General features: G+C 65.8%; 10 protein-coding genes. 1 reads left to right on the plus strand and 9 read right to left on the minus strand.

Features of this window, described 5'->3' with window-relative positions; genetic code table 11:
* Positions 1 to 320: 320 nt before the first annotated feature.
* The 9 genes from IG65_RS0127930 to IG65_RS36185 form a co-directional block, all read right to left on the minus strand.
* Positions 321 to 1,169: a hypothetical protein gene (locus tag IG65_RS0127930; protein WP_156055807.1), complete on the minus strand. Its 849-nt coding sequence runs from the start codon at positions 1,167 to 1,169 to the stop codon at positions 321 to 323.
* A gap of 38 nt (positions 1,170 to 1,207) precedes the next feature.
* Positions 1,208 to 3,511: a hypothetical protein gene (locus tag IG65_RS0127935; RefSeq protein WP_156055808.1), complete on the minus strand. Its 2,304-nt coding sequence runs from the start codon at positions 3,509 to 3,511 to the stop codon at positions 1,208 to 1,210.
* Positions 3,512 to 3,675: 164 nt separating this feature from the next.
* A complete protein-coding gene (locus IG65_RS0127940; RefSeq protein WP_030517935.1) occupies positions 3,676 to 6,198 on the minus strand; it encodes an ATP-binding protein in 2,523 nt (840 codons plus the stop codon).
* Positions 6,199 to 6,717, minus strand: coding sequence for a hypothetical protein (locus IG65_RS0127945; RefSeq protein ID WP_156055809.1), 519 nt, complete (start codon positions 6,715 to 6,717; stop codon positions 6,199 to 6,201). It lies immediately after the preceding gene.
* The gene (locus IG65_RS0127950) at positions 6,714 to 6,974 is read right to left on the minus strand and encodes a hypothetical protein (protein WP_030517937.1); all 261 of its coding nucleotides are present in this window, start codon (positions 6,972 to 6,974) and stop codon (positions 6,714 to 6,716) included. The genes IG65_RS0127945 and IG65_RS0127950 overlap by 4 nt, the downstream gene beginning before the upstream one ends.
* A gap of 17 nt (positions 6,975 to 6,991) precedes the next feature.
* On the minus strand, positions 6,992 to 7,951 hold the full coding sequence (locus IG65_RS0127955; RefSeq protein WP_030517938.1) for a conjugal transfer protein: 960 nt from the start codon (positions 7,949 to 7,951) through the stop codon (positions 6,992 to 6,994).
* Between the two features lie 119 nt (positions 7,952 to 8,070).
* Positions 8,071 to 9,219, minus strand: coding sequence for a GAF domain-containing protein (locus tag IG65_RS0127960; RefSeq protein WP_030517939.1), 1,149 nt, complete (start codon positions 9,217 to 9,219; stop codon positions 8,071 to 8,073).
* A 256-nt stretch (positions 9,220 to 9,475) separates the two neighbouring features.
* Positions 9,476 to 10,369, minus strand: a complete 894-nt coding sequence (locus tag IG65_RS0127965; RefSeq protein ID WP_030517940.1) for an ROK family protein — start codon at positions 10,367 to 10,369, stop codon at positions 9,476 to 9,478.
* 47 nt (positions 10,370 to 10,416) lie between these two features.
* A complete protein-coding gene (locus IG65_RS36185) occupies positions 10,417 to 10,851 on the minus strand; it encodes a hypothetical protein (protein ID WP_051757019.1) in 435 nt (144 codons plus the stop codon).
* Positions 10,852 to 11,175: 324 nt separating this feature from the next.
* Here IG65_RS36185 and IG65_RS0127980 point away from each other — a divergent pair, with 324 nt between their 5' ends.
* The gene (locus tag IG65_RS0127980) at positions 11,176 to 11,883 is read left to right on the plus strand and encodes a MerR family transcriptional regulator (protein WP_030517942.1); all 708 of its coding nucleotides are present in this window, start codon (positions 11,176 to 11,178) and stop codon (positions 11,881 to 11,883) included.
* Positions 11,884 to 11,930 lie beyond the last annotated feature (47 nt).

Consider the following 11,930-nt stretch of genomic DNA (forward strand, 5'->3'; position numbering starts at 1 on the left):
GGCGGCGCCCGCGGCCGGGGGCGCCTCAGCGGATCCGGGCGCCACCGATACCGCGGGCGAACCCGGCCCCGACACCACACCCGCACCCGACCCAGCAGGAGCCGGACCCGGTGGTGCAGGCGGAGAAGCCCCCGGAGCAGGCGACGACGGAGTAGCTGGAGTATTCGCCCCCGGCGGCACTCCCGGGAGCGACGGCGTCACGGCCTTGTCGGGCTTCGACCGTTGTTCCATGGGGCGCAGTGTCCACGGCGTCGTCCCGTCGGGCGACTGCTCCTCGTTCGGCTCGCCGGTAACCCCCGGCTGCACCTCGGCGGGTGATGTCATGCCCCGGCCCCCAACACCCGTTTGACCTGTACGCCCCGGCTAGTCGGAATCGTCTGCTGCACAAGGCTTCCCGTCGCCGCGTCGGCGGTGATCATGGTCCCGTCGCCGAGTGCCACACCGGCGCGAGCCGGCCCGCGCGAGCCGTAGTCCCAGAACACCACATCGCCCGCCGATGCGGCGGAAAGCTGCACGCGCTGACCGCAGATCGCCTGGCCCGCGAGGGTCGTCGGAAGGATCACCGCGCCCGAATTGCTGCCGCGAATGGCGTCCGTCGAAGTCTGGCAACCGTTCCCGGTGGGCGCGGGTATTCCGTCGAGCGACGTCTTCTCACATCGCTGTGTGGTCGCGGCCACGGACGCCTGGTAGATCACTCCTCGCACCAGTTCGGCCATATCGGCCGCCTGGGAGCGGTAGCCGGCGGCGAGCGCAGCCGCGCAACTGCCGGCGAAGCCGGTATTGCCGTAGGCCAACTCCGGCATTTGATAGGGTGCCGACCGCATCGGTCCACTCAGACACGACCGGATCCAATCGGAGACGTCGTTGTCGCTCGGGTCGACGGTTACGCTCACGTACGGATTGGTCGACGGGATATCCGATGCCGCGACCGTGCCGCCGCCTCCGCACTTCGAGACGGTGGTGGCCGTGGGTGTCTCGCTGGGGTCGTCCCCGATCGCGCTCGCGCATTGGCACTGCAGGTCCGACGCCGACGAACCCGACTGTGCCGCAGTGGGAAACACCGCTCCCATGAGTACTACACCGCACAGCGCGACGACGACCACGAGACCCCAAGCCCACCACGGTACGAATGCCAATGCTGTCCGCAGTCCGTCCGGTTGATTGCTCATCGACAGCCTCCTCCCAAGCCTTTCGGTAAATACGCCGCCTAACGCAGGCGGCCGCCGACGCGCCCCATTCGGGCTTGCCAATTCGGATTGGGAGCATTCGTGCCGGGCGGTTGCGGAGCGTTCCACGGCGTCCGATGAACCCGCGAAGCCCAGAGATCCGTATCGGCCGCGTGGGAAATGAGCCGGCGAACCTCTCGAATATTGTGCGGATTTCCAGGGTCCTCGACCAATCGGTCGACAGCCGAGGACACGACGTGAGCGTGCTCGTTACCGATCCACATGAGCATCCGGTCGGCACTGTTCTCGTTGATCCCGGCGAGGGCCGGCAACGTCGACCGCCCCCCGCCGGCTACGACCTGCAGTTGTTCGATCTGTTCCTGCGACGGAGCCGCCATGTACTGTTCCACGAATGCCCGCTCCCGGCCGAACGCCGCTCCGCCGTCCAAGGTGACGCCCCCCGGGTTGGCGCGCCGGAATCGGAAGGTCGCCGCTTGCAATGTCGCGAGATCCGCCGCGGCTTCCCGTTCCGAGCCTTCGCCCCGTAGCAGCCGGTTGGCCGAGTGCTGCGCACGTGAAATTGCCGAGACAACGTGTCCGAGATGTTTGTCGGTGAGTGTCTCGTCCTCGGCGTTCTGTGCCACGATGCCCCATGATCTGATGGCGTTCGACATAATATGTTCGTCGGTGAATCCGGCGCCGAGCATCGCGCCCCAGGCGCTGTCGAGCGAACCGCCGTAATCGAACACTCCTTGGATGGCTGCGGACGCTCCCATGACGGTATCGACTCCGCCGGCAGCTTCCGCAGCTTGCCGCGCCGCGAAGGCGAACTGGTGCCGGTTCATATAGGACTGGGTGTACAAGCCGTCGGCACCACCGAAGTTCTCGCGACCCCATACGCCCCACTGCGCGAGTTGCGCTTCACGTTCGGTTCGCGAGAACGGCCGCAACGGGCTCCGGGTGCGCCCCCACATCCATTCGGTGAGTGGTGAATTACTCACCGTGCTGAAACCGGCGAGAGTAGCCAGCATGGCCGCACCGCCCATCTTGTGCTTGGCTCCGGCCTGGCCCATGCCCAATGCCGTACCGGACCCCCCTCCGCCACCGGATCCGCCACGTGAGGCCCCTTGCATGGCCAGCGCGAAGCGATTGGCGACCCATTCGTTGCCGTTGCTCAGTCCGTTACTCAACCGCTGCAGCTGGAAGATCGCGATGATCTCGACGATCGCACCGATCACGAAGATCGCCATCACGTCGTTCTCCGCTTCCTTGAACAGATTCCCCAAGAACAGCACGTAGACACCGAGAAAGATGGTGTAGCAAGCCATTCGGGCTCCTGCTATGAAGCCGTCCACGACGTTGCGCACAAGAAAAGTTTGGGTCGGCCCGTATATGAAACCGCCTGCGGCAAAGCCGAATATCGACATGAAGCCGTGGTAGATGGTGTCGAGTGCGGCCTTGATGATCTTGAGAGAGAGATAGACGGCGAACAGCAGCAAGATCGTGCCCGCGACCAGAAGAATCAAGCCCGCACCGATCTGCGGGACAGTCGGATTCTCGGTCGCGTTGTATGCAACCTTGTCGCAGTTCTTCATTCCCTCCTTGACGGCCTTCTCACTGCCGTTCATCACTCCCGACGTCCACGCAGCCTTGCACGTGGAATTCGTATCGACAACCCGACCGAAATTCCATACCTGCAACGGGCGCCGAGCGAAATTGTCGGCGAGTTCGGCCTGCATCTGCGGTACCAGCGCCGACGCATTCGGACTGCTGTTGCCGTTCAAACCGGCAGCGATCGATATCCCGATGTTGCGCCCTTGCGCGAGCAAACCGTCCGAAGAAAGTACATCCGCCAGCGGTTCCGCCAGGAATATCGGTCCCGCTACGGCGATCAGCAACATGGAAACTACCTGCATGGTGGCTTTGGAATGGAACCCGCGGACGACGAACCATGCGACGAAGAAGGCCCCGATCGTCACCGCGGCCGCCAGCATCATCGGGGTCGCGATCTGCCCGCTGAGGCTGTGCGCGACACCTTCGAGAGCGCGACTGAACAGGTTGAGCCATTCGAAGCTGAGGGCGTATCCGATCAACCAGATGGCGGTGGTCACGATGACAATCCAACCGGCGAACTCCAGGCTGATCACCAACGACAACGCGGTGTTGCCGGGGTGCAGCAGGCCGCCGTGATTGGTCGCGAAAATATAGCTCGCCAGATCCGCGCCGGAGGAATCGCGGACATGCATCCACCCCAGTCCACTGTTGACCGAGGACCCCTCCGCATCCCCCTCCCCCGTTTGTGCCGTGGCCACCGCACCGAGCACCACCGGCAGCACGACCATCACGACGAACGCCGCCAGCGCCGAGACACTCCAACGCCGCCGCCGAGTGGCCGACATCCAATTCCAGCATCGGCGGGCCACCGCGCGCGGCTGCCACCGAGCCGGGTCGAAGAATTCGAATTCCCAGTCCGGACCGAACCGGCCGCGCACGGTGCCCGTATCGCTGGTCATGGCACCGCCTGTCTTTCCAGTATCGCGCGCTTGGGTGCGGCATTCGGCGTACTGCTGATGGCCTCGGCGCGATCGGGGCGGGCGGGCCCGAGCACCTTGCCGCGACCGATGCGGTTCAACGCATCTCGCATGAACATCTCGCCGCGCCGCTCCTCGGGCACCTGCCGTCCGGGGCCGATCGGCGGAGACGTCTCCTCGCGCAGAATCTGGAGCAGGAAGGGCGCCTCGTCGAGGTCCACACCCAGCCATTCCAGGCTGTTGCGGGCCAGCGTCTCGTCGCGCTGCCGGAAGACGAACCGGTTCGGGATCAGATTGTGCGCCGCGCCCTGGAAGTCGGTGGCCGGATCGTGTGAGGCCAAACCGATCGCGGCCAGATGCTTTCGGCCGTCGCGACTGAAGTCGCTGGTCACCGCGGATCCCACCTGAGTCTGGGTGAAGTGGTGCGCCTCGTCGCCGACGAGCAGCCCGAATCGGCCGTTGTCGGAGAGGAACGCTTCTCGCGCGGTGACGCCCACCAGTTCGTACAGCGCGGTGCCCAGGCGTTTGGTCAGCGGCAACCGGTTGTACAGGTGGGGGGTGACCAGTTCTTCCGCCGTCGGCAGCGCCAGGTTGTGGCTGCGGATGACCGTGGCCGCGGCGTCGAGTCGCAGCGGTCGCAGGCCGGGGTCGAACAGGACCGGCACCCGCTCCACGATGGCTCCCAGCCGGGCGGCGAGATCGGCGTACTCCTCGGCACTGCCGTGCTCGTCGCGCAACCGGCACACCACGCGATAGAGATCGAGCAGGCTCCGAATACCGTGCTCGGCAATACCTTTCGGAGTGAGCATGCTGCCGATGAGCGCACCGGCACCGCTGGTGGGCGACAGGTCCAGCAGCGGCAGGATCGAGTCCAGCGCGCGCTCACCGGCGACACGCGGATCGAACAATCGCAGCGGATCCAGCGACACGGTCGGATTGCTGAGGTCGATGACGACCGCGTTGTCGATCGAGGAGGCGAAATGTTCCCACTCCCCGACCTGACTGCGGTCGATGGCGAGGAACTGCCCGCCCATATCGTGGACCAGCACCGCCATCAGTTTCAGGAAATACGATTTACCCGAACCCAGTTCGCCGGTCACCGCGAACGAGGCCGACAGGTCGTGCAGCGCCGCTTCCATGATGCCGAAGTGAATCGGTTCGAATTGGCCGGAGAGCAAATTGACGCCGATCACCGGACCGCTGTCGTCACCGATCTGGCTGGTCGTGAAGGGAACGAAACCCGACCACATATCCGACGGCACGATATGGGCGAAGTCGTCGTAGGCGCGCCGGGGCGGACTGCCCGGAATCATCATGGACCACAGGTCGACCTGAGCGCCGACGGGTGCCGTCATCTCCACTTGAAAGCGTTTGTATCGGCGTTTGAGGGTATTGACCGCATCCATGGTGGTGTCGTGCGAGGAGCTGCCGACCGCGATCACGGTCGTGAACGACACCTCCGATTCGCCACCGTTGACCTCGAAGTGATTGTTGTATTCACCGAGCATCTGCACCTTCGACATCAGGGTGTTCTGCGCGAACGACACCTCCTGATCGCGCTGATCCATCTGCTCACCGAGACGGCGCAGATTCTGCTCGTTGTTCTTCAGCACCGCGTCCGCGGGGCGCGTCGAAATTCGCATCGCCCAGTCGATGGTGACGTTCTCCATACCGTCGAGGACGCTGAGGAATTCGCTGCCGCCGGGAAAATTCATCCCGGAGTACGGGAACGAATGGGGCGTCAGGATCGCCTGATAGGACGGCCGGAACTCGAAGTCGGGCTGAACCACCTTGATCACCGGCACGAACGAAGGACGCAGGCGCCGGTTGCTGTCGGCCTGGGCGCCTTCGTCCAGGGCCGCGGACCGGAAGACGGCGGCGGTGGCATCGTCGAGAACGCCCGCGCGGGTCGGGGCGACCGGATCGCCGACCGCGCCCCGGGACAGATAGTGCTCCCACAGCCACTGGAACAACGCCGCCGGCACCGGCACCGGTTCGAAATCGCCACCGATTCGCGAGAGGATCTCGTTCGCGGTGTCGTCGTAGGCCTCCAGATCGGCGCGTAACAGCGCTGTGGCATCGATCGTGGTGGTGCTGCCGCGCCAGATCCGCGACAGTCCCGACAGTGCCGGGCCGCTGGATCCGACGGGTATGGACAGCAGGAAGATCCGGGTCTGCGGCACGATGGCACGCACCCGTTCGTAGGCGGCGACCACCTCGAGCGCGTAATCCTCGCATTCGTCGAGATCGACGCCCTCGACCATCTTGCCCAGCACGTCGATGGTGTTGAGCCGCGCCTGAATTCCCAGCAGGAGCGAGCCGTTGGGCAGGTTGTTGATCAGCGCGTGGTGGGCCGCCTTCACGTCGAACTTGTCACCGGCCTTGCGCAATCCGTAACCGAGCGGATTGATGAAATAGGTCGCGGTGACCAATCCGGCGTGCGTGAATTGCAGGTTGCCCCGAATGGCCGCGGTGGGCTGGATATCTCGCTCGAACGCCATTCAGTGCACTCCTCCTGCCACTGCGCGGCTACCCTCGGCACGAAGCGAAGTGGACTGGGTAGCAAGCAACTCGGCGACATTTCCCGATCCCGGCCGGCCGACCGGCGTGGCCTCGGGCGCCGGCCCGTCCGGAAAGATGATGACCACGGATTCCTCGATGAACAGGGTGTGCCGGGCGGATTCCGCGGTGACCGGAAAACCCGACGCCGACACTGGTTTACGGACGAAGACCAAACGGCCGAACCACATGGCCCGCGAGATCATCCGTACCCCGGTATAGGGCAGCAACCCCAGGCCGAACACCGCCACAATCGTCAGGATCAGCCCCACCACGAAGGTGATCGCCGGATTCACCGGCAGGATCATGGCGAGGACCGAGGTCACCAGAATGACCGCGATACCGCCGGCCACCTGTGGAAGTGTGTACGGCCCGAATGGCAGTTTCTGCCCGTTCTGCGCTTTGCCGATCATGGTGGGCACCCGTTTGATCGGCGTGTACACCTTGATCAGCTGAGTCATCGGTATCGCCCAACCGGTTGATCGGGCACGACGCTGGTGGCATCGGATCGTGCGTAGTTGACCAGTGTCGGCAGCATCCAGAACAGCACCGCCGCGAGGATCGCCGAGCCGACCACGCCGAGCACCTTCGTCGGCGACAACTTCGACTTGGCCGCCTCGGAGATGAGGATGCCCATGGCGAGGATCGTGATGACGATGATGCCGAGCGCGCGGACCACCAGCAGGATGTAATACAGCAGCGCGTTGAGATTGTGCATGAGCGTCCCTTCTCGGATCAGTTCTGCGTCGCCGGCGGGATCTGCACGGTCGTCGTCGGTGCGGCGGGTTGGCTACTGCTCGGCGCCGGTGCGCCGGCGCCGCCGGGACCGGCGCCGTTCACGACCGTGAGCGGATTCGTCAGCGCCGGAACACGATCGATGGCTTGTATCTGCCACTGTCCGGAGGGGCGCACCATGGTGAGCGGATAGGACAGCGAGACCGAGGCGCCACCACTTCCCTTCGGCGCCACCGTGGCGAGCACTTTCGCGCTGTTTCCGCTACTGCCGCAACTGGATTCGTCCGCCGTGACCGAGACGCTCTCGAGGCCGGTGAACGGAGCCGGGCGCAATGCCGTGATCCCGGCGCCGACGGCCGTATAGCGGGCGACATCCCCCGATCCGGTCAGATAGGCAGTCAGGAAGCCCGTGGCGACATCGGCCAGCGGCGTATCCGAGGGGCAGGGCGTGCCGTAGGCGAGGGTGATATCCGGGCCACGCCCCGGCGGCTCCACCGCGGCCGGTAGCGACAGCGCGCGCCTGCGGCCGTCCGGTGTCACCGATACCGCGACCTGGTAGTACTGGCGGGCGTCGGTCACGCTGCCGGTCCGCCCGGGGTGCACCGATATCGTGACCGCCCAGATCTCCACGCTCGCAGTCGATTCGGTGCGGCTGACGTGGACGACCATCGGGTCGCTCACCGGATGCGCGGTGGCCGGCAAGCGCATCTGCTGGCCCGGATCGACATAGTCGGCGATCCGATCCTGCTGCCCCGCGCTCGAACCGAGGTAGCTCACCACGAAGTCCTCGGCGAACGATGCCGCCAGTTGCGCATGGCCGATCAGGGTCGTCGTGTTCGCGTCGGACGGACCCTGCGGCGGCTCCGAGAACCAGGACAGGACGGCATGTCCACCGCCGAGGACGGCTAGTACGGCCAGTACCGCGACGAGGATGTTGTCGCGGCGGCGTCGCGCGGCCATCCGGCGAAGCAGTGCTTCGCCCGAATCCGCCGATCTACCAGCAATTGCCCGCACTCTCGGAATGGTAGAGAGGGCAAGGGCATTCACCCTTCGGACTGTTCCCTGCCGTGGGAAGGCGCTCAGTACACGGGGCTGCGCTTCATCCGGCCGGCCAGACGATGCCGCAGCTGGTCGTCGTAGCCGATGGGGGTGTGCAGATGCGGAAGCCCCGAGGACTGCCGTTGCGGCTCCATCACCGGGAGATCGTCGGCGACGCGGACCATCTGCGCGATCGCCAATTGCCGCGCCGAATATCCCGGGTAGGGATACAGCAGCAGGGAGGTCGGGGTGTAGCCGCCACCGTAATTCAAAGCCCGGACGGTCACCCCGGCGGTGTCACCCGCGCGCAACCGCTCGTCGAGGGCGAGCAGGCGATGGCGATCGTCGGGATGGAAGACGTCGATCGGCCGGAACAGATAGTCCCACCTGATCCAGGGCGCCGGATCGGTCAGCCAGTGCGAAATGCTCGTGTATTCGAGTTGCACCACAGCCAGATGGGTGCCGGCGCGGCGATGCGCTTCCCGCAGACCGACCTGCTCCAGCGTCGACCACGACATCGACGCCCGCTCGGCGCCGATCTCCTCGATCAACAGCCATGCGCCCCTGGATCGTTCGTCGTCCCGGGCACGCATCGTGATGCGCCAGCGGCCGGGACGTTCACCGTCGGCGCGGACGGTCACGTCGAACTGCATCTTGGCGCCGGCCGTCGGCTCGTACAGCAGATCGAGCACCTCGGTGTGCCGGTCGAATCCCGACATCCGGTGGAACAGTTCGGCGATCGATATCCGCGGCACGTACTCCTCGGCGGACATTCCAGACAATCGCGCGATACCGCCCGGCAGCTGGATGGTCTGTGTCGACAGATCCCAGATCGCTCCGACCGCCGGACGCAGCGCCGGCACCTCCGCGGTCGCCGGACCCAGCCACAGCCGGATGGCATGGACGTCACCGGCGGGGCCGAAGACAGGTTTGATCAGCAGCCGATGCGGACCCGAGCGGGTCGCGATCCGCAGATCGACCTCCTGCGCGTGATCGCGGGCCGAGATCATGGCCTCGGCGATCCGCGCGGTCGTCAGGCCGTCGTAGATCGCGGGCATCTTCGCCAGCTGCCGCTGCAGCACACGCTGCCACGCCGCGAACTCGCGGGGCGTTTCCCCGACCGAGGCGACCGACATCGTCTCCGGCGTCAATGTTTCGATCGTCGTCCATCCGATCACCGCGTCACTCATCGCACTTGCCCTGCACCAGCCGTTCCTCCGCGCACTCATGACCGACGGGTTCAGACGATCATCGTGACCTAGACAATGTACCGTTATCCAGCGGTGCGATCAATAGGAGAAGAACAACTGCACTGGTCAGCAGACCGACCACTGCAAGTGAACCATGCTGAACGAACGCCCATTTCGTAAACAGACGTTGAACATGCGAAATCACGGCCGACGCCCGCATCCTGCGCGATTTCGGCCGTGATCGACGACGGTGCCGCTAGTCCTGGGCTGCGATCAGGGCGAGAACCCCCGCCCCGGCCAGGACGCCGAGATCCTCCAATTCCGAAGGGACCACTCGCAGTGCGGCCAGGAAGCCGGCCCGGGCATGGGTGGCCACGGCCGTGTTCAGCGGCTTCCACAGCGCTGGGCCGGCCGTGGCCATCGAACCGCCCACGACGACGAGACCGACATCGAGCAGCGGCGCGATCGAAGCGATGGCCCGCCCCAACGCGGTACCCACCCGTTCGAACGCCGCGACCGCGACCTCGTCGCCGGACTGCGCCGCCGAAACCAGTTCCGCCACCGTGGCTCCCGGCCACCCCCGGCCGCGAGCCCACCGCACCGCGGAGAGGCCACCCGCGACGGCTTCGAGACAGCCTCGACCACCGCATTCACACGGTTCGTCGTAACCGGGAACGAGCAGATGGCCCAGATGACCGGCATTGCCGGTACGACCCACGACCACCAGGCCGCCGACCATCACCCCGGCACTGATCCGATCCGATACGGCGATCGACACCGCGTCCATCACCTGGCCGGTGGCGCCGAAATTCTGTTCGGCCAGCGCGAGGCACACACCGTCCAGCCCCAGTTGCACACTGGCGCCCGGGAACGCCTTCTTCACGGAATCGACCAGCTCGAAACCGGTCTGCCACTCCTTGACCGCGGTCGGCGCGACGACGCCGGCGGTCATGTCGATCGGCCCTGACGATCCGATCCCGATCGCCGCCACATCTTCGCCGCCGGCGGTCTCGTGCAGCAGTGTCCGGCAGGCTTCCCAGGCGCCGGCGGGGGGGATCGGAGCCCGGCGAATATCGTCCGCACCGACATCGTCTGCCACGCGAGTCGCCGCGAAGCCCGCCGGGCCGATTTCCAACGCCAGTACAGTCATGAATTACCCACCGTCACAGTAGTTTTCGCCTGTCGATGGTGACGCTCTCAGCAGCCACCGGTCGCTGCCGGTCGCAACCGGCGCCCCAGCACGATACGACGACGCGGCGTCGCGGGCGCGGGTTCCACACAGACCGGCCGGGCGCCGGTCCGGATGATCCGCAGCGGCCGTTTGTGATCCAGCGGGGCCGTCCGATGCCGATCGAGGTTCTCCACGATCTTGCCGGCGCTGTCATAGGCGACTCCGGCCCAGATCATGGCCCGTGGACCGTCGCCACGGGCGATCAAAGCCTCTGCGAGCTGGGAACATTCGGTCAGCAGCGGACAACTCGCGCAGATCCGGACCGCGGCGCGCCAGGAGTCGGGGGTGCCGACGTCGAGGTCCCAGTCGTCGGGCCCGTCGGCGCACGGCGGGCGGTGCGCGGCCGCGACGGCGACAGTCGCGACGGCGGGCGTGGGAACAGTCGAAAGACGCGGCGCCACAGGGGATCCGAGGGGTAGCCGACGCGAGTGAATTGTGCTCATTTCCGTCTCCGGGGATGCCGAGGACACACGTGTGCAATCACCGTGTGGTTCGCAGACGTGGCCCATGGGTCGGGCGGGCATCGGGGCTGCTCCACAGTCCCCGGCAACCAGCAGCGAACTGCTGTACTCGGCACGTTAACCCACGATTTGGCTGTCAGCAACCACTTTCGCCGCTATTTAACGGCACATTGACCAAGTCGTTGCACGGATGTATCGTCACTTAACGGGACGTTTTTGTACGGTCCGTTTTTCTACGGGGTAAGTTGTGATTTCCTAAGAGGTATGGCTGTGCACTCGGAGTACACGATCGACGAGCTGGCGCGGGCAGCAGACACCACCGTGCGCAGTGTCCGCGTGTACCACGAACGAGGGCTGTTGCCGTCACCGGAAGTCCGGGGGCGCATCGGCTACTACGGATCCGATCATCTGGAGCGGCTGCACACGATCAGCCGGCTGCTCAGCCGAGGTATGAAGCTCAACGGGATCCGCGAACTGCTCGAGGCATGGGATCGTGGCGACGGGCTCGCCGACGTCCTCGGGGTCAGTGACAGTCCGGGCGAGCGCGAACCCGTTGCGGCACAGGAGAAACCGGTCGGCGACGATCCGCTCGCCGATCTGCCCGACTACGTCAAACAAGCGCTGGCCGGCAGTTCCGACCCGCTGGAGGCCTACCGGGTCGCCAATCCGCGCTGCGGCGATCTCGCCGCGCGCCTCATCGACAGCGGGGTGCCGGACGCCACCGCCTTCCAGCTCGTGGAGCGGCTGCGCGCGGACTGCAATCAGATCGCCGATCGCTACGCCACCGAATTGTTCTACTGCCTGGCCGGGCAGGCCTACGAGCGCTCGCAGCGCGACAGCAAGGACCGCGCACGGCTGGAAACCGAGGTGGCCATCGCCCGCCTGATCGTCACCCGGGCCGCCTCCGAGCTCATCGACCAGGCCTTCGCCCGGCATGCCGAACTTCCCGCCCCCAACGAGGCTGCCCGATAAGTCCGGTTGTTCGATGTGCCCGGCGCGCCGTGCCGGTACGCTCGGGT

The organism is Nocardia sp. NRRL WC-3656 (assembly GCF_000720265.1).
GTDB classification, from domain to species: domain Bacteria; phylum Actinomycetota; class Actinomycetes; order Mycobacteriales; family Mycobacteriaceae; genus Nocardia; species Nocardia nova.

Excerpts from the sequence above, each read along its gene's own strand:
- IG65_RS0127950 (WP_030517937.1), bottom strand. The coding sequence starts at position 6,974 with ATGCACAATCTCAACGCGCTGCTGTATTACATCCTGCTGGTGGTCCGC.
- IG65_RS0127960 (WP_030517939.1), bottom strand. The coding sequence starts at position 9,219 with ATGAGTGACGCGGTGATCGGATGGACGACGATCGAAACATTGACGCCG.
- IG65_RS0127940 (WP_030517935.1), bottom strand. The coding sequence starts at position 6,198 with ATGGCGTTCGAGCGAGATATCCAGCCCACCGCGGCCATTCGGGGCAAC.
- IG65_RS0127965 (WP_030517940.1), bottom strand. The coding sequence starts at position 10,369 with ATGACTGTACTGGCGTTGGAAATCGGCCCGGCGGGCTTCGCGGCGACT.
- IG65_RS0127980 (WP_030517942.1), top strand. The coding sequence starts at position 11,176 with ATGGCTGTGCACTCGGAGTACACGATCGACGAGCTGGCGCGGGCAGCA.
- IG65_RS0127930 (WP_156055807.1), bottom strand. The coding sequence starts at position 1,169 with ATGAGCAATCAACCGGACGGACTGCGGACAGCATTGGCATTCGTACCG.
- IG65_RS0127945 (WP_156055809.1), bottom strand. The coding sequence starts at position 6,717 with ATGACTCAGCTGATCAAGGTGTACACGCCGATCAAACGGGTGCCCACC.
- IG65_RS0127955 (WP_030517938.1), bottom strand. The coding sequence starts at position 7,951 with ATGGCCGCGCGACGCCGCCGCGACAACATCCTCGTCGCGGTACTGGCC.